This is a genomic window from Pseudomonas sp. Z1-12, assembly GCF_051132015.1.
Classification (GTDB): Bacteria; Pseudomonadota; Gammaproteobacteria; order Pseudomonadales; family Pseudomonadaceae; genus Aquipseudomonas; species Aquipseudomonas zanjanensis.
Genome location: NZ_CP071647.1, coordinates 6,255,972 through 6,281,365 on the forward strand (window position 1 = coordinate 6,255,972; position 25,394 = coordinate 6,281,365).

A 25,394-nucleotide genomic window follows, 5' to 3' on the forward strand; every position below is an offset into this window, starting at 1 on the left:
CCGTTCAAGAGTCGCTGCAGTGCAAGAGCACGTCGCCGCTGTGCGTTTTGCCCTGCCCGGGGCTGCGTAACGTGGCATCACCGGCGCACAGACACCGGGCCCCATAACAATAAGCTGCCGAGGAACCTGACAATGAAACGACTGATCAGCTACTGCGTTCTCGCACTCAGCGCCACCGAGCTTTTGAGCCCGGCCGCCATGGCCGCCGAGCCCGCCGCCTGCCAGAACGTACGCCTGGGCGTGGTCAACTGGACCGACGTCATCGCCACCAGCGCCCTGACCCAAGTGATGCTCGACGGCCTCGGCTACAAGACCAAGCAGACCAGCGCCTCCCAACAAATCATCTTCGCCGGCATCCGCGACCAGCGCCTTGACTTGTTCCTCGGCTACTGGAACCCGTTGATGACCCAGACCATCACCCCGTTCGTCGAGGCCAAGCAGGTCAAGGTGCTGGAACAGCCCAGCCTCAAGGACGCCCGCGCCACCCTGGCCGTGCCGACCTACCTGGCCGACAAGGGCCTGAAGACCTTCGCCGACATCGCCAAATTCGAAAAAGAGTTGGGCGGCAAGATCTACGGCATCGAACCCGGCTCCGGCGCCAATACCCAGATCAAGGCGATGATTGCCAAGAACCAGTTCGGCCTGGGCAAATTCCAACTGGTGGAGTCCAGCGAAGCCGGCATGCTCGCCGCCGTGGACCGTGCCGTGCGGCGCAAGGAAGCCGTGGTGTTCTTCGGCTGGGCTCCGCACCCGATGAACGTCAACGTGCAAATGACCTACCTCACCGGCAGCGAAGACGCCCTCGGCCCGAACGAAGGCATGGCCACCGTCTGGACCGTCACCGCGCCGAACTACGCCGAGCAATGCCCGAACGTCGGTCGCTTGCTGAGCAACCTGACCTTCACCGCCGAAGACGAGAGCCGGATGATGCAACCGTTGCTCGATCACAAGGACCCGCTCGAATCGGCCCGGCAATGGCTCAAGGATCATCCGCAAGACAAACAACGTTGGCTCGAAGGCGTGACCACCTTCGACGGCAAACCGGCCGCCGACAACCTGAAACTCACCAGCAACTGATCAACCGATCGCCATCTGCGCAGCGGTACAAGGGCTGCGCAGTGACTCACCACGCCTGAAGGAACCCGCACCATGAACCACGACGTCATCATCACCTGCGCACTCACCGGTGCTGGCGACACGACCGCCAAGAGCCCCCACGTGCCGGTCACCCCGAAACAGATCGCCGCCGCTGCCGTCGAGGCGGCGAAGGCCGGGGCCACGGTGGTCCATTGCCACGTCCGCGATCCGCAGACCGGCAAGTTCAGCCGCGACGTGGCGTTGTACCGCGAAGTGATGGAGCGCATCCGTGAGGCGGACGTGGACATCATCGTCAACCTCACCGCCGGCATGGGCGGCGACCTGGAGATCGGCGGCGGCGAACGACCGATGGAGTTCGGCCCCAACACCGACCTGGTAGGCCCGCTGACGCGCCTGGCTCACGTCGAAGAGCTGTTGCCGGAAATCTGCACATTGGATTGCGGCACCCTGAACTTCGGCGACGGCGACACCATTTACGTTTCCACCCCGGCACAACTGCGGGCCGGCGCCAAGCGCATCACTGAGCTGGGGGTCAAGGCCGAGCTGGAAATCTTCGACACTGGCCACTTGTGGTTCGCCAAGCAACTGATCAAGGAAGGCCTGCTGGACAACCCGCTGTTCCAGCTCTGCCTGGGCATCCCGTGGGGGGCTCCGGCCGACACCACCACCATGAAGGCCATGGTCGACAACCTGCCGGCCGACGCGGTGTGGGCCGGCTTCGGCATCGGCCGCATGCAAATGCCGATGGCCGCCCAGGCGGTACTGCTGGGGGGCAACGTGCGGGTCGGGCTGGAAGACAACCTTTGGCTGGACAAAGGCGTGCTCGCCACCAACGGCCAACTGGTGGAGCGCGCCGGAGAAATCCTCAGCCGCCTTGGGGCTCGCGTGCTCACGCCGGCGGAAGGTCGCAAGAAAATGGGCCTGGTGCAGCGCGGCTGAACCGAATCGACGCATAACCCTGTGGGAGCGAGCTCGCTCGCGATAGCGATATTCCAGCCTTCGACGATGCGTCGGATGTACCGCCGCCATCGCGAGCAAGCTCGCTCCCACAGGTGATCTTCACTCTTTTCAGGACATCACCATGAGCTTTATCACCGACATCAAGACCTTCGCCGCCCTGGGCAGCGGTGTGATCGGCAGCGGCTGGGTCAGCCGGGCCCTGGCCCATGGCCTCGACGTCATCGCCTGGGATCCCGCGCCGGGTGCCGAGGCGGCACTGCGCAAACGCGTTGCCAATGCCTGGGGCGCCCTGGAGAAACAAGGCTTGGCCCCCGGCGCTTCGCAAGATCGGCTGCGCTTTGTCGCCACCATCGAAGAATGCGTGCGCGACGCTGATTTCATCCAGGAAAGCGCTCCCGAGCGACTGGAACTCAAGCTCGAATTGCACGCCCAGATCAGCGCCGCCGCCAAGCCGAACGCGTTGATCGGCTCCAGTACCTCGGGCCTGCTGCCAAGCGAGTTCTATGAGAACGCCACCCACCCGGAACGCTGTGTGGTCGGGCACCCATTCAACCCGGTCTACTTGTTGCCACTGGTGGAAGTAGTCGGCGGCACAAACACCGCCCCCGAAGCGGTGCAAGCAGCGATGGAAGTCTACGAATCCCTCGGCATGCGGCCATTGCACGTGCGCAAGGAAGTCCCCGGCTTCATTGCCGACCGCCTGCTCGAAGCGCTGTGGCGCGAAGCCCTGCACCTGGTCAACGACGGTGTCGCCACCACCGGGGAAATCGACGATGCCATCCGTTTTGGCGCCGGCCTGCGCTGGTCATTCATGGGCACGTTCCTGACTTACACCCTGGCCGGCGGCGATGCCGGCATGCGGCACTTCATGGCCCAGTTCGGCCCGGCACTGCAGCTGCCCTGGACCTACTTGCCGGCGCCGGAGCTGACCGAGAAATTAATCGATGATGTGGTGGACGGCACGAGCGAGCAATTGGGCAGCCACAGCATCTCGGCCCTGGAGCGCTATCGTGATGATTGCCTGCTGGCGGTGCTGGAGGCGGTGAAAGCCACTAAAGAAAAGCATGGAATGGCCTTCGCCGAGTAAACCTTGGTTTTTTGGGCCAGCAAGGCTGGCCCATCGCGAGCAAGCTCGCTCCCACATTGGTTCTGTGTCGCTCACAAAACCTGTGGGAGCGAGCTTGCTCGCGATAGCGGCCTCCCAGTCACCACAACTGTCGGAACCAACGTCATGCCCACCCTCACCACCTACCAAACCCGCATCCTCCCCGAATGGGTCGACTACAACGGCCATCTGCGCGATGCCTTCTATTTGCTGATCTTCAGCTACGCCACCGACGCGCTGATGGACCGGCTCGGCCTGGACAGCCAGAACCGCGAAGCCAGCGGCCACTCGTTGTTCACCCTCGAACTGCACCTCAATTACTTGCACGAAGTGAAGCTCGGCGCGGATGTCGAGGTGCACACACAGCTCATCGGCCACGACGCCAAACGCTTGCACCTCTACCACAGCCTGCACCTGGTCGGCGGTGATAAAGAGCTGGCCGGCAACGAACAGATGTTGCTGCATGTCGACCTGGCCGGCCCGCGCTCAGCGCCATTCACCGAGCAGACCCTGGGCCGACTCAAAGCCCTGTTGGACAGCCAAGCCGATCTGCCGACACCGACCTGCATCGGTCGGGTCATTGCCCTGCCAGCCGCCCGATAAGCCTCGAACAGGAGATCGCCATGAACACCGCTGCCGCTGTTGCCGACTTCCGACGCTATCCGCTTGTCCAGGCATTGACCGCTGCGACCCCCTTGACCGACCGGGTGCAAGTGACGTGGGCCGACGGCCGGGTCAGCCCGTTCCATCATCAATGGCTAAGGGACAACTGCCCGTGCTCGCAATGCGTCTACAGCGTTACCCGCGAGCAGGTTCTGGAGATTGTCGATGTCCCGGAAGACGTGACCCCTCGCGACATCAGCATCGACGACGCGGGCCATCTGTGTGTGGTTTGGCAGGATGGCCACCGAAGCCTATTCGATCCGGGCTGGTTGCGCGCCCATGCGTATGACGATCAATCCAGGGCCGAACGCCTGGCGAACAAGCCGCATCGCCAGCTGTGGCAGCATGACCTGAAACTGCCGGTGTTCGAATACCAGGCACTGATGACGGATGCCGACGCGCTGCTGCAATGGCTTTTGGCGGTGCGCGACATCGGCCTGACCCAAGTACGCGGCGTGCCCACCGAGCCCGGCTCGCTGAAACAGATCGCCCAACGCATTTCCTTTATCCGCGAGAGCAACTTCGGCGTGTTGTTCAACGTGCAGTCCAAGGCCGATGCCGACAGCAACGCCTACACCGCTTTCAACCTGCCGCTGCACAGCGACCTGCCGACCCGTGAGTTGCAGCCGGGGCTGCAGTTCTTGCATTGCCTGGTGAACGACGCCGACGGCGGCGAGAGTATTTTTGTCGACGGTTTTGCCATTGCCGAGACGCTGCGCCAGGAAGACCCCGAGGCCTTCGACGCGCTGTGCCAGATCCCGGTGGAGTTTCGCAACAAGGACCGCCACAGCGACTACCGCTGCCTGGCGCCCATCATCGCGCTGGATGCGCTGGGGCAGGTCGCGGAAATCCGCATGGCGAACTTCCTGCGTGGGCCGTTCGACACCTCGGTCGAGCAAATGCCCAGGCTCTACCGCGCCTACCGCCGCTTTATCGCCCTGACCCGCGAGCCGCAATTTCGCCTGGTGCAGCGCCTCGAACCCGGCCAGCTCTGGTGCTTCGACAACCGCCGCACCCTCCACGCCCGCAACGCCTTCGACCCGGCCACCGGGGCCCGGCATTTCCAGGGGTGTTATGTGGATCGGGATGAGTTGTTGTCGCGGATTCTGGTGTTGCAGAGATAAACCGCGTCATCGTTCATCGCGAGCAAGCTCGCTCCCACATTAGATTTTGTGAACGACACAGAACCCCTGTGGGAGCGAGCTTGCTCGCGATAGCGCCCGATCAAACAACGCACTTTCCCCTGATTCACACAGGCAAAAAAATCCCCGATCAAGCCGTGACAGGATCGGGGCAGGAGCGTTACTGGAGGAGCCGTCGCGCGAGGGTGACCAAACCATCGTGATTCAGCTTGGGGCCAGTGTGCCCAGTCCAGGCCTGGACAAGTTAGCCGAAAACGACGCCTCCATAGTCATTCATGACATTGCGACCATTTACCCTTGCCGCCGCTTCGGGTGGCTACCAGAATCGAGACACGACCCCAATCCCTGAACAAGGAAAAGCGTCATGATGCACGCCGATTTGATCGACCAGGAAGACCTGCTGGGCCATCTCAAGGCCCTGGGACTGCAAATACCCAGCGGCTCCACCGCCGAGCAGGCATGCGAATGCGCCGTGCGCGGGCTGGACAGGGCTCGCGCCAATGAATTGCGGCGGATGGTCAAGGACATGTACACCAGCAGCGCCACCATCCTGCCGGCCGTGCGCCAGGCGATCGATAAGCAGCTGTTGCCGGCGTTGACGCAATACCAGCAGAACCATAGCGCCTGATAAAACCCATCGCGAGCAAGCTCGCTCCCACAGTGATCTCTGGTATGCACGCTATCTGTTGCACCCGGAAGATCCCCTGTGGGAGCGAGCTTGCTCGCGATGAAGGCGCTGCGGTCTAGAGCCTCACACTGGCAAACGTCGACTCATTGCGCGCCTGGCTCAGCGCCGACAGCGGCCCGGACAATGGCGACAGCACCAGCGCCTGCGGCAGCGGCATCATCGCCACCTGTTGCGTGGTGTTGGAACCGACGCGCTCGTCGCGCGGTGGAATGCCGAAGTATTCGCGGTAGCACTTGGAGAAGTGCGGGGTGGAGACGAAGCCGCACACCGAGGCCACTTCGATGATCGACATCGGCGTCTGCTTGAGCAGTTGCCGCGCACGGATCAGCCGCAGCTTGAGGTAATAGCGCGACGGCGAGCAGTGCAGGTATTTCTGGAACAACCGCTCCAGCTGACGCCGGGACACGGCGACGTACACCGCCAATTCGTCCAGGTCGATCGGCTCTTCGAGGTTGGCCTCCATCAACGCGACGATTTCCTGCAACTTCGGCTGGTTGGTGCCAAGCATATGCTTGAGCGGCACACGCTGGTGATCCTGCTCGTTGCGGATACGCTCGTAGACAAACATTTCCGAGATCGCCGCCGACAGCTCACGACCGTGATCGCGGCTGATCAGATGCAGCATCATGTCCAGCGGCGCGGTGCCGCCGGAGCTGGTGAAGCGGTTGCGGTCGAGGGTGAACAGGCGGGTACTCATCGATACCCGCGGGAAAGCTTCCTGCATCGCCGCCAGGCATTCCCAGTGCACGCTGCAATCGAAACCGTCCAGCAGGCCGGCGCAGGCCAGGGCCCAGCTGCCGGTGCAGACCGCGCCGAGGCGACGGGACTGGCGGGCCTGGCCTTGCAGCCATGACACGTGTTCACGGGTTACGGTGCGCTGGATGCCGATACCGCCACAGACGATGACCGTGTCCAAGGGTGGTGCCTTGTGCATGGAGGCGTCGGGGGTGATCTGCAAGCCGTCGCTGGCCCATACCTGGCCGCCGTCGACGGTCAGGGTGGTCCAGCGATACAGCTCGCGACCGGACAGTTGGTTGGCCATGCGTAGCGGTTCCACCGCGGACGCCAGGGAAATCAGCGTGAAATTGTCCAGCAGCAAAAAGCCGATGGATTGAGGCGCACGGTTCTGGGGTTGGGCCCCGGAGTTGGACGTCGTCATCGCGGTATCTCCTCACACAAAGCGGGTGATGGCCTCAGGCGGAGGCTCTTGTTATTGCCCATCATTCTCTTGCGTGAGACGGGGCTTTATCGGGATAGAGCAATTGCCATGCCTAAAATTGAATGTGTGTTCAATAAATCCTGAAAACGACATGGCGGCCTGTCTATATAAGGGGTGGATCGCGTCCAGGTTTTAGGTGCCATCCATGGCGGCAGGCACCGGTCACAAAGGGCCGTGAGCAGTTCGGTAGCACTTGTGGGAACTGGGCTGCGCCGTTTGCGCGAGGGTTGTCACCGCAAGCGCGGGGACGGACGGTGGGGCGGCGTACAAAGGCGTGACCGATAAGTCACGCCTTATCTGTTTGCGACGCGCTAAAAGGTGGCGCGTTTGCGGATGGGTGTTCGTTTTACGAGCGGTTTTTACATTCATCTGTGGCGAGGGAGCTTGCTCCCGCTCGACCGCGAAGCGGTCGCAAATCCGGCTTGTGAAATATTCCTGACATCATGACGTCGCCTGGGGGCGCTTCGCGCCCCAGCGGGAGCAAGCTCCCTCGCCACAGAGTGCGGTGGAGATTTCGAATCAGCACTCCACCGCACTGACCGCCAAGCCACCGCGCGAAGTCTCTTTATATTTGTCATGCATGTCGGCACCGGTATCGCGCATGGTGCGGATCACCCGGTCCAGGGAGATGAAATGCTGGCCGTCACCGCGCAAGGCCATTTGAGCGGCGTTGATGGCCTTGACCGCGGCGATCGCGTTGCGCTCGATGCACGGCACCTGCACCAAGCCACCGACTGGGTCGCAGGTCAGGCCGAGGTTGTGTTCCAGGCCGATTTCCGCGGCGTTGCACAATTGCTCCGGCGTGGCCCCGAGGATCTCCGCCAAGCCCGCCGCCGCCATGGCGCAAGCCGATCCCACCTCGCCCTGGCAGCCGACTTCGGCGCCGGAGATCGAGGCGTTCTTTTTGCACAGGATCCCGACGGCCGCCGCACCGAGGAAATAATCCACGACGTTGGCGTCGGTGACCGCTTCGCTGAACTTCATGAAGTAATGCAGCACCGCCGGGATGATCCCCGCCGCACCGTTGGTCGGCGCGGTGACCATGCGCCCGCCGGCGGCGTTCTCCTCGTTGACCGCCAGGGCGAACAGGTTGACCCACTCCATGGCGCTCAGGGTCGAGCCGATGACATTGGGCTTGTTCAGCTCTTGCAGGCTGCGGTGCAACTTGGCCGCGCGCCGACGTACATTCAAGCCGCCCGGCAGGATGCCCTCGTGCTTGAGGCCCTGTTCGACGCAGTCCTGCATGGCCCGCCACAGTTTCATCAGGCCACTGCGAATCTCTTCTTCGGAACGCCAGACCTTTTCGTTGGCCAGCATCAACTCGGCCACCCGCAGGTCGTGGGTGCGGCACAACTGGAGCAATTCTTCGGCGCTGGAAAAATCGTACGGCAGCTCAGTGCGATCCAAGTCCACCACGCCGCTGGTGGCCTGGGCCTGATCGACGACAAAGCCGCCGCCGACCGAGTAATACGTGTCACGGTGCAACTCGCCGTCGGCGCCCTCGGCCACCAGGGTCATCGCATTAGGGTGGAACGGCAGGTTCTCGTCGATCAGGCGCATGTCTCGGGACCATACGAACGGTACCGGCAGGCGACCGTCGAGCAGCAGGGTCTGGGTTTCACGCAGCAACTCGATGCGCGGGCCGATCTGCGACGGGTCGATTGCGTCCGGCCACTCTCCCATCAGGCCCATGATCACGGCGTTGTCGCTGCCGTGGCCGATGCCGGTGGCCGACAGCGAACCGAACAATTGCACTTCGACCCGGCGCACATCATTGAGCAGGGCCTTGGCCTTCAGCGCTTCAACGAACAGCGCCGCGGCACGCATGGGGCCCACGGTGTGTGAACTGGACGGGCCGATACCGATTTTGAACAAGTCGAAAACGCTGATTGCCATTGCCGATAACCTCCAGAACAGGCACATCCGGGCGCAGGAGCGTCCGGTGACGGAGCTGCTACGCTCAACGCCGGGATGGCCGCATCATCCGGTTTTTACCTGGGTGCCCGACGTCTGACACCGACGCAATCATGCCCAGCAACGCCGCCCCTCCCTGCGCCCGGTTTTGCGGCGTTTTTCTGCGTGTCAGAGGTCCATCGGGGGCGGAAAAAATCTGTAAACGACGTCACCGACACTGGATGCGACCATCCCTGTACTGGATACGACCCACCCTGTAGGCGTCAGATTTGCGCTGGTACATGATCGGTTACGGCTCGTTTGCAAGGCCGCGTGTCAGAAGAGTGCCCACGCGCCACCAACCGCAACATCCATAAGCGCGGTTGTCCTGACCGGACACCGCCGATAAAACACCAGGAGTCCACCCATGAAAGGTTCCAAGCCGTTGTTGTTGGCCGCCATGCTGAGTCTTCCGATGCTGGCCAACGCCGCAGAACCCGAAAAGTGCAGCACCGTCAACTTCTCCGATGTCGGCTGGACCGACATTACCGTGACCACGGCGACCACCAGCGTGGTGCTGGATGCGCTGGGCTACAAGACCAAGACCACCATGATTTCCGTGCCGGTGACCTACAAGTCCCTGGCCGATGGCAAGAACATGGACGTGTTCCTCGGCAACTGGATGCCGACCATGGAAAACGACATCAAGGCCTACCGCGAAGCCGGCACCGTGGAAACCGTGCGCACCAACCTCAAGGGCGCCAAGTACACCCTCGCCGTGCCCCAGGGCCTGTATGACAAGGGACTGAAAGACTTCGCCGACATCCCCAAATTCAAGAAAGAGCTGGACGGCAAGATCTACGGCATCGAGCCGGGCAACGACGGCAACCGCCTGATCCAGAGCATGATCGAAAAGAACGCCTTCGGCCTGAAGGACGCCGGCTTCAAAGTCGTCGAGTCGAGTGAAGCGGGCATGCTCTCGCAGGTCGATCGCGCCGCCAAGCGTGGCACCGACGTGGTGTTCCTCGGCTGGGCCCCACACCCGATGAACACCCGCTTCAAAATCCAGTACCTGACCGGCGGCGACGATTTCTTCGGCCCCGACTTCGGTGCCGCAACCGTGGCGACCAACACCCGCAAGGGCTACAGCCAGGAATGCAGCAACGTTGGCCAGCTGTTGAAAAACCTGGAGTTCACCGTCGACATGGAAAGCACGCTGATGGGCAACGTGCTCGACGACAAGATGAAACCTGAGGCCGCCGCCAAGGCCTGGCTGAAGAAAAACCCACAGGTACTCGATACCTGGCTCGCTGGCGTGACCACCATTGACGGTAAACCTGGCCTGGAGGCCGTGAAAGCCAAGCTTGCGCAATAACTGCTTATGTTATGCCGGGCGAGTTCGCTCGCCCGGGCTGTTTATTCCCTTGCATGCGGACGTTCACTACCATGCTTATTGATCAGAAAATACCCTTGGGCCAGTACATCGCGGGCTTTGTCGAATGGTTGACGCAAAACGGCGCCAACACCTTCGACGCAATCGCGCTGTTCCTGGAAACGATGATTCACGGCGTGACGTTTGCGCTGACCTGGTTCAACCCCCTGGCCCTGATCGGCCTCATTGCGCTATTGGCGCACTTCATCCAGCGCAAATGGGGCCTGACTGTATTCGTCATCGCGTCCTTTCTACTGATTCTCAACCTGGGTTACTGGCAAGAGACCATGGAAACCCTCGCCCAGGTGCTGTTCGCGACCCTGGTCTGCGTACTGATCGGCGTGCCGCTGGGCATCGTTGCCGCGCACAAGCCGATGTTCTACACGATGATGCGTCCGGTGCTCGATCTGATGCAGACCGTACCGACCTTCGTCTACCTCATTCCTACCCTGACCCTGTTCGGTCTGGGTGTGGTCCCGGGCCTGATCTCCACGGTGGTGTTCGCGATTGCCGCGCCCATCCGCCTGACCTACCTGGGCATCCGCGACGTCCCGGACGAACTGATGGACGCCGGCAAAGCCTTCGGCTGCTCCCGTCGCCAGCTCCTGTCGCGCATCGAACTGCCCCACGCCATGCCAAGCATCGCCGCCGGTATCACCCAGTGCATCATGCTGTCGTTGTCGATGGTGGTGATCGCCGCGCTGGTGGGTGCTGATGGCCTGGGCAAACCCGTGGTCAACGCATTGAACACCGCCGATATCGCCCTGGGCTTCGAAGCCGGCCTGGCGATCGTCCTGCTGGCGATCATGCTCGACCGAATCTGCAAACAACCCGACGCCAAAGTAGGGGGTGACGCATGAGCATAATTCGCTTTGAAGACGTTGACGTGATCTTCGCCAGGGACCCTCGCGAGGCCCTCAAGCTGCTCGACCAGGGCATGACCCGCAACGAAATCCTGAAGAAAACCGGGCAAATCGTCGGCGTGGAAAAAGCCAGCCTGGACATCGAGAAAGGCGAAATCTGTGTCTTGATGGGCCTGTCCGGCTCCGGCAAATCCAGCTTGCTGCGCTGCATCAACGGCTTGAACACCGTCAGCCGCGGCAAGCTGTTCGTCGAGCACGAAAGCCGGCAGATCGACATTGCATCTTGCACCCCTGCCGAGCTGAAGATGATGCGCACCAAGCGCATCGCCATGGTGTTCCAGAAGTTCGCCCTGATGCCCTGGCTGACGGTGCGCGAGAACATCAGCTTCGGCCTGGAAATGCAGGGCCGACCGGAGAAGGAACGCAAGAAGCTGGTGGATGAGAAGCTTGAGCTGGTGGGCCTGACCCAGTGGCGCAACAAGAAGCCCGACGAATTGTCCGGCGGCATGCAGCAACGGGTCGGCCTGGCCCGCGCCCTGGCGATGGACGCCGACATCCTGCTGATGGACGAACCGTTCTCGGCCCTCGACCCATTGATCCGCCAAGGCCTGCAGGACGAACTGCTGGAGCTGCAACGCAAGCTGAGCAAGACCATCGTGTTCGTCAGCCACGACCTCGACGAAGCCCTGAAGCTGGGCAGCCGTATCGCGATCATGAAAGACGGCCGGATCATCCAGTACAGCAAGCCGGAACAAATCGTGCTGAACCCGGCCGACGACTATGTGCGCACCTTCGTCGCCCACACCAACCCGCTCAACGTCCTCTGCGGCCGCAGCCTGATGCGCACCCTGGACAACTGCAAGCGCATCAACGGCTCGGTGTGCCTGGACCCGGGCGGCGACTCCTGGCTCGACCTGGCCGACGGCAACACCATCAAGGGCGCCCGGCAGAACGGCGCGGCCCTGGACTTGCAAAACTGGGCTCCAGGCCAAGCGGTCGAAGGCCTGGGCCGACGTCCGACCCTGGTGGACTCCAACATCGGCATGCGCGATGCGTTGCAGATCCGCTACCAGACCGGCAACAAACTGGTGCTCCACGATAATCAGAAAGTCGTCGGGATCCTGGGCGACAGCGAGCTGTACCACGCACTGCTCGGCAAGAACCTGGGCTAAGCCCCCCGCACACAAAAACGCCGCGAGATGATCGCGGCGTTTTTGTGTGCGCCTTCCAAGGCTGATGCTCATACCAGGTTTGAAATGCTGGTACTGGCTTGGAATGCCGATACTGAGCTTGGAATGCTGATATTGAGCTTGGAATGCTGATATTGAGCTTGGAATGCTGATACTGAGCTTGGAATGCTGATAACTGTGGCGAGGGAGCTTGCTCCCGCTCGGCTGCGCAGCAGTCGCAATCCAGGCGACACGAACCTTCAGGTACACCGTGCTTGGCCGGTTTGGGGTCGCTCCGCAACCCAGCGGGAGCAAGCTCCCTCGCCACAAAAGCCCCTCTGCCACAGGAGCAGGGCCAGACAGAAGGTCAGCTATAGACCCGGCCCAACTCCACCAATTTCTGCTGCTCCGCCTGCACATCCTGGCGCATGGCCTTGTGCAAACCGAACATGAAGCACACCAACACCACCGAAAACGGCAATCCGGCCAGCACCACCATGGTCTGCATCGCTTCGAAGTTGCCGGCAAACAACAGGCCGATCGTCACCAGCGTAATCACCACCGACCAGAAGATCCGCAGCCAATGGGGCGCGTCTTCGTCAACGGTGCCGCCCTGGCACGAAAGGTTCGCCATCATCACCGCGCCGGAGTCGGCCGGGGTCAGGAACAGGACGAAACCGACAAAGATCGACACACCGATGACAATCTTCGATGCTGGATAGAATTCAAGCAGCTGGTAGATCGACATCGACGGCTGCGTCAGCGCCGTCTTGCCCAGCTCGACCGCGCCGTGGTTCATCACCAGGTCCAGGGCCGAGTTACCGAAGATCGACAGCCAGGCCAGGGTGAAGCCCAGGGGAATCAACAATACGCCTGCCACCAACTCGCGCACGGTACGCCCACGGGAAATGCGCGCGATGAACATGCCGACAAAAGGCGCCCAGGAAATCCACCAGGCCCAATAGAACAGCGTCCACAGGCCCATCCAGCGGCCAGACTTGGCGCTGTCGTCCGCGTAGACGTACAGATCGAAGGTCTTGAGCACCACGCCGTTGAGGTAGTCGCCGATGTTCTGAACGAAACCGTTGAGCAGGTGCAGGGTCGGACCGAACAGCAGCACAAAGATCAGCAGGCCGCTGAACAACACGATGTTCAGGTTCGACAGCCGGCGGATACCGTTCTCCACACCGGACACCGCCGCGATGGTCGCCACCGTGCTCATCACGATGATCACGATCAGCAGATTGGTGTTGCTGTGTTCCATGCCGAACAGGTTTTCCAGCCCGGACGCCACTTGCAACGAGCCGATCCCCAGGTTGGTCACCAGCCCCAGCAGGGTCACGAACATGCCGAAGCCGTCAACCGCGTGACCGGCCGCACCCTTGACCCAGCGCTCCCCCACCAGCGGATACAACGCCGAACGCAGGGCCAGCGGCTGATTGTGCCGGTAGGCGAAATACGCCACGGCCAGGCCCACCAAGGCGTAGATCGCCCAGCCGTGCAGGCCCCAGTGCAAGAACGTCAACTGCACCGCCTGCCGCGCCGCCTGTTGACTGCCGGCCACGCCTTCGGGCGGGTTGAAAAAATGGTCCAGCGGCTCGGAGGCGCCAAAGTACAGCAAGGAGATGCCGATACCCGACGAAAACAGCATCCCGGCCCAGGCGCCGTAGCTGAAATCCGGCGTGTCGTCCTTGCTGCCCAGCTTGAGCTTGCCGTAGGAGGAAAACGCCAGGCCAACCACAAACACCAGGTAAGCGGCGATGACCACCATGTAGTACCAGCCGAAACTGCGGGACAACCACGCCTGGGCGATGCCGAGCAATCGACCGGCCTCCTGCGGGGCGATAATCAGAATGGCGGTCAGCAACAGAATCAGCGCGGTGGAGGTGTAGAACACCCAACCGTTGACCGTCACCTTCTGCGGTGGGGTCTTTATTAGAAAGGCAGAACTCATTGCACGGATGCTCCAGGCAGTGCGGGAGAAGGACAAGGCAACGCGGTACCCGACCAATCGGTGAGTGGGCAGCCGACCGACGGGTGTTATAAAGACACCCTTAAAGCCCTTGCCCCCGTCATTGCGTGGGTCTTGGGTCCTTGATGTCTCGCTTCTGCGCCATTTACGCGTAGGAAATTTCGGCAAATCGCGACGAATTGTCGCAGAGCTTATTCTTTGTTGATTGAACGTTCAATCAAAACAAAATAGACTGGCCCTCGCCATGACGGACTGCACTCGTCCGCCTGCGGGCCTAAGGAGATGTGCTAGATGCCCAAGGTCGGTATGCAACCCATCCGCCGCCAACAATTGATCGAAGCTACGTTGCAAGCGGTCGATCAGGTCGGCATGGGGGACGCCAGCATTGCGCTGATCGCTCGTTTGGCCGGTGTTTCCAACGGCATCATCAGTCACTACTTTCAGGACAAGAACGGCCTGATCGCGGCCACGGCCCAATACCTGATGAGCGTCCTGAGCGAGAACGTCACCGCGCGCCGGCAGGCGCTGGAGGACTCGAGTCCGCGGGCTCACCTCAAGGTGATCATCGAAGGCAACTTCGACGCCAGCCAGGTCAATGGCCCGGCAATGAAAACCTGGCTGGCCTTCTGGGCCACCAGCATGCATCACCCGTCTTTGCACAGGTTGCAGCGGATCAACGATCACCGTCTGTATTCCAACCTGTGTTGCCAGTTCCGCCGCGTGTTGCCCGTTGATCAGGCACGCAGCGCGGCACGGGGCCTGGCCGCGCTGATTGACGGTTTGTGGCTGCGCGGCGCGCTGTCGGGAGACGCGTTCGATACCGCCCAGGCGCACCAGATCGCTTACGAATACATGGATTTCCAACTGGCCAAAGCAGGGGCGCCAGAGCACACAGAACCGCTCGACTCCTGAACCGTCACCGCAGCGCGTAGTCAGCTATAAACGACACGCTCGGTGGCCAGCCAACCACTCATGCACTTGCGAGGACTTTATGGCCCGTTTCGAACTGCAAAAACTCTACATCGATGGCGCGTACAGCGATGCCAGCGGCGACGCCACTTTCGAAGCCATCAACCCGGCCAACGGTGAAGTACTCGCCCTGGTGCAGCGCGCAACGTTCGAGGACGTCGAGCGCGCCGTGGTCAGCGCCGAAAAGGGCCAGAAAGTCTGGGCCGCCATGACCGCCATGCAGCGCTCGCGCATCCTGCGTCGCGCCGTAGAGATCCTGCGCGAGCGCAACGATGAACTGGCCGCCCTGGAAACCCTGGACACCGGCAAATCCTTCTCCGAAACCAAATACGTCGACATCGTCACCGGTGCCGACGTGCTGGAATACTACGCCGGCCTGGTGCCTGCCATCGAAGGCGAGCAGGTGCCGCTGCGCACCACATCTTTCGTCTACACCCGCCGCGAGCCCCTGGGCGTGGTGGCCGGTATCGGCGCGTGGAACTACCCGATCCAGATCGCCCTGTGGAAATCCGCACCGGCCCTGGCCGCCGGCAACGCGATGATCTTCAAGCCGAGCGAAGTCACCTCGCTGACCACGCTGAAGCTGGCCGAGATCTACACCGAAGCCGGCGTTCCAGCGGGCGTGTTCAACGTCCTGACCGGCAGCGGCCGTGAAGTCGGCACCTGGCTGACCGAGCATCCGCGCATCGAGAAAATTTCCTTCACCGGCGGCACCGACACGGGCAAGAAAGTCATGGCCAGCGCCTCGAGCTCGTCGCTCAAGGACGTGACCATGGAGCTGGGCGGCAAGTCGCCGCTGATCATTTTCGACGACGCCGACCTGGATCGCGCCGCCGACACCGCGATGATGGCCAACTTCTACAGCTCCGGCCAGGTCTGCACCAACGGCACCCGCGTGTTCGTGCCGAGCCACCTCAAGGCCGCCTTCGAAGCCAAGATCGCCGAGCGCGTGGCGCGCATCCGCATAGGCAACCCAGAAGACGAAAACACCAATTTCGGCCCGCTGGTGAGCTTCGCCCACATGGAAAGCGTGCTGGGCTACATCGAGAAAGGCAAAGCCGAAGGCGCTCGCCTGCTGTGCGGCGGCGGTCGCCTGACCGAAGGCGAATTCGCCAAGGGCGCGTTCGTTGCGCCGACGGTGTTCACCGATTGCACCGATGAGATGACCATCGTGCGTGAAGAAATCTTCGGCCCGGTGATGAGCATCCTCACCTACGACACCGAAGAAGAAGTGATCCGCCGCGCCAACGACACCGACTTCGGCCTGGCCGCCGGCGTCGTGACCCGCGACCTGAACCGCGCCCACCGCGTGATCCACCAGCTCGAAGCCGGCATCTGCTGGATCAACGCCTGGGGCGAGTCGGCAGCGGAAATGCCGGTCGGTGGCTACAAGCAATCGGGCGTTGGCCGGGAGAATGGCATCAGCTCGCTGAACAACTTCACCCGCATCAAGTCGGTCCAGGTCGAGTTGGGCGACTACACGTCGGTGTTCTGATCTGACACCGGACCTGAGGCCAGGGCCCTTGTGGCGAGGGAGCTTGCTCCCGCTGGGCCGCGAGGCGGCCCCACTTCAGGCCCCTGAGTTTTCCAGACAGAACACGGTCGCCCTGTTTGCGACTGCTGCGCAGCCGAGCGGGAGCAAGCTCCCTCGCCACAGAGAATGTGGCACTCGATGACCGCGACCTGAACCCAATTCCAAAAGAGGGTGCATTTCATGTCCCAAGAATTCGATTACATCATCATCGGTGCCGGCTCGGCCGGTAATACCCTGGCCACCCGGCTGACCGAAGACGAAGGCGTCACCGTCCTGCTGCTCGAAGCCGGCGGCCCGGACTATCGCCTGGACTTCCGCACGCAAATGCCCGCTGCCCTGGCGTTCCCCCTGCAGGGCCGTCGCTACAACTGGGCCTACGAGACCGACCCGGAGCCGCACATGAACGGCCGCCGCATGGAGTGCGGTCGCGGCAAGGGCCTGGGCGGTTCTTCGCTGATCAACGGCATGTGCTACATCCGCGGCAACGCCCTGGACTATGACAACTGGGCCAAGCTGCCGGGCCTGGAAGACTGGACCTACCTCGATTGCCTGCCGTATTTCCGTAAGGCCGAAACCCGCGACATCGGCCCGAACGACTACCACGGTGGCGACGGCCCGGTCAGCGTGACCACGCCCAAGGCTGGCAACAACCCGTTGTTCCACGCCATGGTCGAAGCCGGCGTACAGGCCGGTTACCCCCGTACCGAGGACCTCAACGGCTACCAGCAGGAAGGTTTCGGCCCGATGGACCGTACCGTCACGCCCAACGGCCGTCGCGCCAGCACCGCCCGCGGTTACCTGGACGTCGCCAAGAAACGCTCGACACTGACCATCGTCACCCATGCCTTGACCGACAAGATCCTGTTCGAAGGCAAGCGCGCGGTCGGCGTGCGTTACCTGGTGGGCGCCGCCGAAGAGCGCGTCGAAGCCCGGGCGCGCAAGGAAGTGCTGCTGTGCTCCGGCGCCATCGCCTCGCCGCAGATTCTGCAACGCTCCGGCGTCGGCCCGGCCAAGCTGCTGGAAAACCTCGACATCCCGGTGGTCCACGATCTGCCGGGCGTCGGTGAAAACCTCCAGGATCACCTGGAGTTGTACCTGCAATACGCTTGCACCCAACCGGTCTCGCTGTACCCGTCGCTGCTCTGGTACAACCAGCCAGCCATCGGTGCCGAATGGCTGTTCAACGGCACCGGCATCGGCGCCAGCAACCAGTTCGAGGCCGGCGGTTTCATCCGCACGCGCCCGGATTTCGAATGGCCGAACATCCAGTACCACTTCCTGCCGGTGGCGATTAATTACAACGGCAGCAATGGCGTGAAGGAGCATGGTTTCCAGGCACACATGGGTTCCATGCGTTCGCCCAGCCGTGGTCGGATCCAGGCCAAGTCCAAGGACCCGCGCCAGCACCCGAGCATCCTGTTCAACTACATGGCGACCGAGCAGGACTGGCAGGAATTTCGCGATGGCATCCGCCTGACCCGCGAGATCATGCAGCAACCGGCGCTCGATCCGTTCCGTGGTCGCGAGATCAGCCCGGGTATCGAGGTGCAGACGGACGAACAACTGGACCAGTTCATTCGCGAGCACGCCGAAACCGCGTTCCACCCGTCCTGCTCGTGCAAGATGGGCACCGACGACATGGCCGTGGTGGACAGCGAAGGTCGCGTGCACGGCATGGAAGGGTTGCGCGTGGTCGACGCCTCGATCATGCCGATCATCACCACCGGCAACCTCAACGCACCGACGATCATGATGGCCGAGAAAATCGCCGACAGGATCCGCGGTCGCAAGCCCCTGCCGCGCAGCACCGCACCGTACTACGTGGCCGGTGATGCGCCGGTGCGCGGCAAGCCGTTGCGTGAAGTGGCGACTGCTACGCAGTAAGACTCAAGACCGCGGCGCGGCCTTCGCGAGCAGGCTCGCTCCCACAGGGGATCGGTGGTGGAGCTCAGATTTTGTGACCACTGAAAACCCACTGTGGGAGCGAGCCTGCTCGCGATGGGGCCAGCCCATTCAACATCTTCGCTGACTGCCAAACCGCCATCGCGAGCAAGCTCGCTCCCACAAGGGTTGGGGGTGGACACAGATTTTGTGACCACTGAAAACCCCACTGTGGGAGCGAGCCTGGTCGCGATGGGGCCAGCCCATTCAACATCTTCGCTGACTGCCAAACCGCCATCGCGAGCAAGCTCGCTCCCACAAGGGTTGGGGGGTGGACGCAGACTTTGTGACCATTGAAAATCTCACTGTGGGAGCGAGCTTGCTCGCGAAGGGGCCAGCCCATTCAGCCTATTTCTCTGACTGCCACCCCGCAAAATTCCCATCTGCCTTGATCCCTCCCCCACCCCAGGCCTACTCTAGAGCCATCGCGTCACTGCGCCGCACCTCGCTGCATCGCCACTCCAGACAAGGAGGTTTCATGTTCGACTTCCACCCCCGGCTCAAGCAGCGGTTCGCTGCCTTGCGAACGGGCGCTGAATTCTTTTCCCTGCGTTATGTGCGCGAATCCGGCCAGCATTTGTCGGTGCGCAAGAACGTCGCCGAACCGCCCAGCCTGAATCGTGATGAAGGTGCGATGCTCACCGTGCGGGTCAACGGGGTCGAAGCCTATGCCGCCACCAACGACCTGTCCCAGGCCGGCCTGCAAGCAGCACTGCAACGCGCCGAGCACCACGCGCGCCAGCTCAAGCCCCATGCCCTGCTCGACCTGCGCGGGCAAGCGGTGTCCAGCGACCGCGCCGATTACTTCTCGCCGCATTTCGACCAGGCCTTCCCGTCGTTGAGCGACTGCTATCAATTGCTCGGCGACGAATCGGCCGCGGTGCCCCGGGACGAACGCCTGGTGAACTGGCAGGCCAGCATCGGCCTGACCCAGGTCGAGCAGATCTACCTCAACAGTGCCGGCGCTGAACTGCGCCAGGCCCAACGCTTCGTCTACCCGGCCCTGGACGTCACCGCCTTCGACGGTCACGACAGCCAGACCCGCACCCTGGGTCGGGAGAATTTCGGCCAGCAGGGCGGCTTTGACGTGATCAGCCGCTGCGGACTGATCGGTGCAGGGCCGAAAATCGCCGACCAGGCCTTGCAATTGCTGATGGCGCCGAACACCCCGCAAGGTCCCCGCGACCTGCTGCTGATGCCCGACCAGATGATGCTGCAAATCCACGAGTCCATCGGCCATCCGCTGGAACTGGACCGCATCCTCGGGGACGAGCGCAATTACGCCGGTACCAGCTTCGTCAAGGCCAGCGATTTCGGCCACCTGCAATACGGCTCCAGCCTGCTAAACGTAACCTTCGACCCGGACATTCCCGAAGAACTGGCAAGCTACAGCCATGACGACGACGGCAGCGCCGCCAGCAAGCAGTTCCTGATTCGCGAAGGCCTGCTGCTGCGTCCATTGGGTGGGGCACTGTCGCAATTCCGTGCCGGCCTGGACGGTGTCGCCAACAGCCGCGCCTGCGGCTGGAATCGGCCGCCCATCGACCGCATGGCAAACCTGAACATCGAGCCCGGCGACCAATCCCTGGAACAATTGATCCAGGGCATCGAGCACGGCGTGCTGATGCGCACCAACCGCTCCTGGTCCATTGATGATGCCCGCAACAAATTCCAGTTCGGCTGCGAATGGGGCCAGTTGATCGAGAACGGCGAGCTCAAGGGCGTGGTGAAGAACCCCAACTACCGAGGCATCTCCGCGCAATTCTGGAAAAGCCTGCGCGCCGTGGGCGACGCCAGCACCTCGCAAGTCCTTGGCACACCGAACTGCGGCAAGGGCGAACCGAACCAGGTCATCCGCGTCGGCCATGCGTCGCCAGCCTGTGTGTTCAGCAATGTTGATGTGTTTGGGGGAGATGCCTGATGAGCACCACCAATAATCAGGCCGAGGCATTCAAGGTTCTGGTCGACTGGCTGCGCGGCGCCCTGCGTACGCCTGAACAGTTCACCCTCGGCTACGCCGCCGAATCCTCGGCTTTCGTGCGTTTCAACCACGGCAAGGTCCGCCAGGCCGGGCAGGTGCAGCAAGCCAATGTCAGCTTCAAATTGATCGACGACGGTCGCCACGCCGACTTGCAGATTACTCTGTCCGGCGACTCCGAGGTCGATGTGCAACGTCTGTCCGAAGGCTTGCAGCAACTGCGCGAAACCTTGCCGCTGCTGCCCCGCGATCCGTACCTGCTGCTCAACCATCATCGCTGGCAGAGCAACAATGTGCAGGACCATCCTCTGCCCGAGACGGAGCAGGCCGTTGCCGAAATCACCCGCGCCGCCGAAGGCCTGGACCTGGTGGGCTTCTACGCCGCCGGGCCCATCAGCCGAGGTTTCGCCAGTTCTTCGGGCGCGTTCGGCTGGCATCAGGCCAACAGCTTCAACTTCGATTTCAGCCTGTTCCATGAAAACGGCCAGGCAGTGAAAGCCAGCTATGCCGGGCACGAATGGAGCAGCGACGGTTTTGCCCAACGTTTCGAGCAGGCCCGCGAACAACTGGCGTTTCTTGGCCGCCCGCTGCGCACGTTGCCGCCCGGCGAATACCGCGCCTATCTGGCGCCGGCCGCCCTGGAAGAGATCATGGGCATGCTCAGTTGGGGCGGGTTCTCGGCCCAGGCCATTGCCAGCAAGCAGAGCCCGCTGCAGAAGTTCTATGCTGGCGACGCCCACTTCAGTCCCAACGTGTGGCTCACGGAGCAGGTCAGCGGCTCCCTGAGCCCGGCGTTTTCCGACGAAGGTTATCCCCGCGACGACCTGGGGCTGATCGCCAAGGGCATGGCCAACGCACAATTGGTGAACTCCCGCAGCGCCGCCGAATATGGCCTCGCGGCCAACGGCGCCAGCAGTTACGAATACCCTACGGCGCTGGACATGCAGGGCGGGCAACTGGAGCATAAGTACATCCTTGAAGCACTTGGCACAGGGTTGTACATCAGCAACCTCTGGTACCTGAACTACTCGGACCAACCGGCGGCACGCCTGACCGGCATGACCCGTTTCGCCACGTTCTGGGTCGAGAACGGCCAGATCCAGTCACCGGTCAGCACGATGCGTTTCGACGACAGCGTCTACAGCCTGCTCGGCTCGCAACTCGAAGCGCTGACCCGGGAGCGGGAACTTCTGCTCTCGGCCAGCACCTACAGCCAACGGGCCACGGCCTCGATGTTGTTGCCGGGGGCGTTGGTGAAGAGGCTCACGCTGACGCTATAACACGCAGTTCCCCGTGGCGAGGGAGCTTGCTCCCGCTCGGCTGCGAAGCAGTCGTAACCCAGGCGACGCGATCTTTCGGGCACACCGTGTTGGCCGGTTTGGGGGGGCTTCGCCCCCCCAGCGGGAGCAAGCTCCCTCGCCACAAGAGCTTCCTTGCCACAGGTAACTGTTCATTTTTTTAAAGATCCCCTCGCCACAGGTAATTGTTCACTTTTCACACAAGAGGTCCCATGCCCAACCGCGCCCCGCTCGACGCCGTCACCGCCCGCTGGCTCCCGTGGGTCGTGGCGATTGCCTTCTTCATGCAGTCCCTGGACGGGACCATACTCAACACCGCCCTGCCCGCCATGGCCAGCGACCTAGCGGAAAACCCGCTGCGCATGCAAGGCGTGATCATTGCCTACATGCTCACCGTGGCGTTGCTGATCCCGGCGTCGGGCTGGATCGCCGACCGCTTCGGCACCAAGAAGATTTTCTTCGGGGCGATCCTGCTGTTCAGCTTCGGCTCGCTGCTGTGCGCCTTGTCCAATTCATTGAGCATGCTGATCGGCGCCCGGGTCGTCCAAGGCCTGGGCGGTGCGCTGATGCTGCCGGTGGGCAGGCTGGTGGTGCTGCGGGCGTATCCGCGCTCGGAGCTGGTGCGGATCATGGGCTTCATCACGATCCCTGGCCTGCTCGGCCCACTGATCGGCCCGACCATGGGCGGCTGGATGGTGGAATACCTGACCTGGCACTGGATCTTCATCATCAACCTGCCGGTGGGCGTGATCGGCTGCTACGCGGTGTGGAAATTCATCCCCGACCTGCGTGGCAGCGAGCGCACGCGGTTCGATGGGCTGGGGTTCCTGCTGTTCGGCGCGGCGATGGTGCTGATTACCATCGCCATGGAAGGCCTGGGTGAACTGCACTTGCCGCACCTGCGGGTGATGTTGCTGCTGTTCGGCGGCATGGCCTGCCTGGCGGCCTATTGGCTGCGGGCCGGGCATGTCGAGAACGCGCTGTTCCCACCGTCGTTGTTCAAGACTCGGACCTTCGCCGTCGGTATTCTCGGCAACCTGTTCGCGCGCCTGGGCAGCGGTGCCTTGCCGTTCCTGGTGCCGTTGCTGCTGCAAGTCGCCCTGGGTTATTCACCGTCCCAGGCCGGCATGAGCATGCTGCCCCTGGCGGCGGCGGCCATGGTCGCCAAATCCGTGGCCCGACCGCTGATCGAACGCTTTGGCTACCGCGCCGTGTTGACCAGCAACACCCTGGCCCTGGGCCTGATGCTGGCGAGCATGGGCCTGGTCAGCGAACAGACGCCGTACTGGCTGCTGCTGGCGCAACTGGCGGTGCTGGGGGCGATCAACTCGCTGCAATTCACCGCGATGAACACCGTGACCCTGATCGACCTGGACGACGCCAGTGCCAGCAGCGGCAACAGCCTGTTATCGGTGGTGGCGCAACTGTCCCTGAGCCTCGGCGTGGCCTGCGCCGGCGCGCTGCTGGGCGGCTTTACCGCCCAGGTGGGCAACGATGGGGTGGAGACGGTGCTGGGGGCGTTCCAGCTGACGTTCGTAACGGTGGGGATCATGGCGATGCTGGCGGCGACGATCTTTTCCCAGTTGTCGAAGCAGGATGGGCGGCGGGACAAGCGGCCGGATGAGCATATCGAGCACTAGGTAGGACTCGGACGGTTTTAAGGCTTCAGGGCTTTTGTGGCGAGGGAGCTTGCTCCCGCTCGGCTGCGCAGCAGACGCAATCCAGGCGACGCGAAATTCCAGGGGTACCGTGTTGGCCGGTTTGGGGCCGCTTCGCGCCCCAGCGGGAGCAAGCTCCCTCGCCACAGGGAATTCGCCAACTTCAGAACTGCGCCACAGCTCGTCCAGAACTTTCGAAGAAAGTGGCACGAGGCTGCTACACTGCGCGACATTTTGTTTTGCAGGCCAGTCCCGTGACCACCATTGCCACCGCTTTTAATACTTTGCCGCTGTCCGCCGCCATGCTGGCTAACCTCGAATCACTCGGTTATGCCCAGATGACGCCGATCCAGGCGCAAAGCTTGCCGGTGATCCTCAAGGGTATGGACCTGATCGCCCAGGCCAAGACCGGCAGCGGCAAGACCGCCGCTTTCGGCATCGGCCTGCTGAACCCGATCAACCCGCGCTTCTTCGGCTGCCAGGCCCTGGTGATGTGCCCGACCCGCGAGCTGGCCGACCAGGTCGCCAAGGAAATCCGCCGCCTGGCCCGCGCCGAAGACAACATCAAGGTCCTGACCCTGTGCGGCGGCGTGTCCTTCGGCCCGCAGATCGCCTCCCTCGAACACGGCGCCCACATCATCGTCGGCACGCCGGGGCGCATCCAGCAGCACCTGCGCAAGGGTTCACTGGTGCTCGACGGCCTCAACACGCTGATCCTCGACGAAGCCGACCGCATGCTCGACATGGGCTTCTACGACGCCATCGAAGACATCATCCAGCAGACTCCGGAACGCCGCCAGACGCTGCTGTTCTCCGCCACCTACCCGGTGGGCATCAAGCAACTGTCGTCCAAGTTCATGCGCAACCCGCAGCAAGTAAAGGCCGAGGCGTTCCACTCCGATGCGCAGATCGAGCAGCGCTTCTATGAGATTTCCCCCGAGGAGCGCATGGATGCGGTGGTCAAGGTCCTGGCCCATTTCCGCCCGGCCTCCTGCGTGGCGTTCTGCTTCACCAAGCAGCAGGTCCAGGAAACCGTCGACCACCTGACGGCCAAGGGCATCTCGGCCGTGGGCCTGCACGGCGACCTGGAACAGCGCGACCGCGACCAGGTGCTGGCGATGTTCGCCAACCGCAGCACCTCGGTGCTGGTGGCCACCGACGTAGCGGCCCGCGGCCTCGACATTGACGCCCTGGACATGGTGATCAACGTCGAGCTGGCCCGGGATTCGGAAATCCACATCCACCGTGTCGGCCGCACCGGTCGCGCCGGTGAGAAAGGCATCGCCATCAGCCTGGTGGCGCCGTCCGAGGCCCACCGCGCCCAGGCCATCGAGCAACTGCAGAAGTCGCCGCTGAGCTGGGACCAATTGGACAACCTCAAGCCCCAGGGTGGCGGCCCGCTGCTGCCGGCCATGAGCACCCTGTGCATCGGCGCCGGGCGCAAGGACAAAGTCCGCCCCGGCGATATCCTCGGTGCCCTGACCGGCGACGCCGGCATCCCTGGCGCCCAGGTCGGCAAGATCGCGATCTTCGATTTCCAGGCCTACGTGGCCGTGGAACGCGGCATCGCCAAACAGGCCTTGCAGCGCTTGAACGATGGCAAGATCAAGGGCCGCTCGTTGCGGGTGCGGATCCTCTGATTCCAGTTGATTCACTCTGTGGCGAGGGAGCTTGCTCCCGCTGGGCTGCGTAGCAGCCCTAAGAGCAATCAACGCGCGCCTTCAGACAGTTCGCATTCGTTGGTTTTGCGACCGCTTCGCGGTCGAGCGGGAGCAAGCTCCCTCGCCACAAAAGCTCCATACTCAGCCGACC

The 25,394-nt window shown here is 62.6% G+C and carries 19 protein-coding genes; 16 read left to right on the top strand and 3 right to left on the bottom strand.

Features of this window, described 5'->3' with window-relative positions:
• Positions 1 to 132 precede the first annotated feature (132 nt).
• The 6 genes from J3P85_RS27395 (at position 133) to J3P85_RS27420 (ending at position 5,596) form a co-directional block, all read left to right on the top strand.
• The gene (locus J3P85_RS27395; protein WP_434704164.1) at positions 133 to 1,077 is read left to right on the top strand and encodes a choline ABC transporter substrate-binding protein; all 945 of its coding nucleotides are present in this window, start codon (positions 133 to 135) and stop codon (positions 1,075 to 1,077) included.
• A 72-nt stretch (positions 1,078 to 1,149) separates the two neighbouring features.
• Entirely contained in the window at positions 1,150 to 2,037 is an 888-nt protein-coding gene (locus tag J3P85_RS27400; RefSeq protein ID WP_186707128.1) for a 3-keto-5-aminohexanoate cleavage protein, read from the top strand.
• 142 nt (positions 2,038 to 2,179) lie between these two features.
• Positions 2,180 to 3,145: an L-carnitine dehydrogenase gene (locus tag J3P85_RS27405; protein ID WP_434704165.1), complete on the top strand. Its 966-nt coding sequence runs from the start codon at positions 2,180 to 2,182 to the stop codon at positions 3,143 to 3,145.
• Between the two features lie 144 nt (positions 3,146 to 3,289).
• Positions 3,290 to 3,766 carry a thioesterase family protein gene (locus tag J3P85_RS27410; RefSeq protein WP_434704166.1) on the top strand — a complete coding sequence of 159 codons (477 nt, stop codon included), beginning with the start codon at positions 3,290 to 3,292 and terminating at the stop codon, positions 3,764 to 3,766.
• 20 nt (positions 3,767 to 3,786) lie between these two features.
• Complete coding sequence (locus J3P85_RS27415) at positions 3,787 to 4,950, top strand: gamma-butyrobetaine dioxygenase (protein ID WP_434704168.1); 1,164 nt, start codon at positions 3,787 to 3,789, stop codon at positions 4,948 to 4,950.
• Between the two features lie 382 nt (positions 4,951 to 5,332).
• Positions 5,333 to 5,596 (top strand): hypothetical protein, encoded by a 264-nt coding sequence (locus J3P85_RS27420; protein ID WP_186707124.1) that lies wholly within the window; start codon positions 5,333 to 5,335, stop codon positions 5,594 to 5,596.
• Between the two features lie 115 nt (positions 5,597 to 5,711).
• Here J3P85_RS27420 and J3P85_RS27425 read toward each other — a convergent pair whose 3' ends face one another.
• Positions 5,712 to 6,815, bottom strand: a complete 1,104-nt coding sequence (locus J3P85_RS27425; protein WP_042731607.1) for a GlxA family transcriptional regulator — start codon at positions 6,813 to 6,815, stop codon at positions 5,712 to 5,714.
• 579 nt (positions 6,816 to 7,394) lie between these two features.
• Entirely contained in the window at positions 7,395 to 8,771 is a 1,377-nt protein-coding gene (locus J3P85_RS27430) for an L-serine ammonia-lyase (RefSeq protein ID WP_186707123.1), read from the bottom strand.
• A gap of 424 nt (positions 8,772 to 9,195) precedes the next feature.
• On the opposite strand from J3P85_RS27430, the gene J3P85_RS27435 reads away from it, so the two are divergent.
• From J3P85_RS27435 to choV, 3 genes are all read left to right on the top strand, one after another.
• The gene (locus J3P85_RS27435) at positions 9,196 to 10,143 is read left to right on the top strand and encodes a choline ABC transporter substrate-binding protein (protein ID WP_434704169.1); all 948 of its coding nucleotides are present in this window, start codon (positions 9,196 to 9,198) and stop codon (positions 10,141 to 10,143) included.
• Positions 10,144 to 10,214: 71 nt separating this feature from the next.
• Positions 10,215 to 11,060 carry a choline ABC transporter permease subunit gene (choW, locus tag J3P85_RS27440; protein ID WP_014340605.1) on the top strand — a complete coding sequence of 282 codons (846 nt, stop codon included), beginning with the start codon at positions 10,215 to 10,217 and terminating at the stop codon, positions 11,058 to 11,060.
• On the top strand, positions 11,057 to 12,235 hold the full coding sequence (choV, locus tag J3P85_RS27445) for a choline ABC transporter ATP-binding protein (protein ID WP_186707121.1): 1,179 nt from the start codon (positions 11,057 to 11,059) through the stop codon (positions 12,233 to 12,235). Before choW ends, choV begins: the two co-directional genes overlap by 4 nt.
• A gap of 364 nt (positions 12,236 to 12,599) precedes the next feature.
• Here the strand turns inward: choV and J3P85_RS27450 are convergent, their stop codons facing one another.
• Positions 12,600 to 14,129 carry a BCCT family transporter gene (locus J3P85_RS27450; protein WP_434706430.1) on the bottom strand — a complete coding sequence of 510 codons (1,530 nt, stop codon included), beginning with the start codon at positions 14,127 to 14,129 and terminating at the stop codon, positions 12,600 to 12,602.
• 366 nt (positions 14,130 to 14,495) lie between these two features.
• On the opposite strand from J3P85_RS27450, the gene betI reads away from it, so the two are divergent.
• From betI to dbpA, 7 genes are all read left to right on the top strand, one after another.
• Positions 14,496 to 15,116 (top strand): transcriptional regulator BetI, encoded by a 621-nt coding sequence (gene betI / locus J3P85_RS27455; protein ID WP_053188831.1) that lies wholly within the window; start codon positions 14,496 to 14,498, stop codon positions 15,114 to 15,116.
• Between the two features lie 79 nt (positions 15,117 to 15,195).
• Positions 15,196 to 16,668, top strand: coding sequence for a betaine-aldehyde dehydrogenase (gene betB / locus J3P85_RS27460; protein WP_434704170.1), 1,473 nt, complete (start codon positions 15,196 to 15,198; stop codon positions 16,666 to 16,668).
• Positions 16,669 to 16,887: 219 nt separating this feature from the next.
• Positions 16,888 to 18,591, top strand: a complete 1,704-nt coding sequence (betA, locus tag J3P85_RS27465; protein ID WP_434704171.1) for a choline dehydrogenase — start codon at positions 16,888 to 16,890, stop codon at positions 18,589 to 18,591.
• A 535-nt stretch (positions 18,592 to 19,126) separates the two neighbouring features.
• Positions 19,127 to 20,569, top strand: coding sequence for a TldD/PmbA family protein (locus J3P85_RS27470; protein WP_434704172.1), 1,443 nt, complete (start codon positions 19,127 to 19,129; stop codon positions 20,567 to 20,569).
• A complete protein-coding gene (locus J3P85_RS27475) occupies positions 20,569 to 21,906 on the top strand; it encodes a TldD/PmbA family protein (RefSeq protein ID WP_434704173.1) in 1,338 nt (445 codons plus the stop codon). The genes J3P85_RS27470 and J3P85_RS27475 overlap by 1 nt, the downstream gene beginning before the upstream one ends.
• 230 nt (positions 21,907 to 22,136) lie before the next feature.
• Positions 22,137 to 23,564 carry a multidrug transporter subunit MdtD gene (gene mdtD, locus J3P85_RS27480; RefSeq protein ID WP_186707115.1) on the top strand — a complete coding sequence of 476 codons (1,428 nt, stop codon included), beginning with the start codon at positions 22,137 to 22,139 and terminating at the stop codon, positions 23,562 to 23,564.
• 320 nt (positions 23,565 to 23,884) lie between these two features.
• Positions 23,885 to 25,222, top strand: a complete 1,338-nt coding sequence (dbpA, locus tag J3P85_RS27485; protein ID WP_411387564.1) for an ATP-dependent RNA helicase DbpA — start codon at positions 23,885 to 23,887, stop codon at positions 25,220 to 25,222.
• Positions 25,223 to 25,394 lie beyond the last annotated feature (172 nt).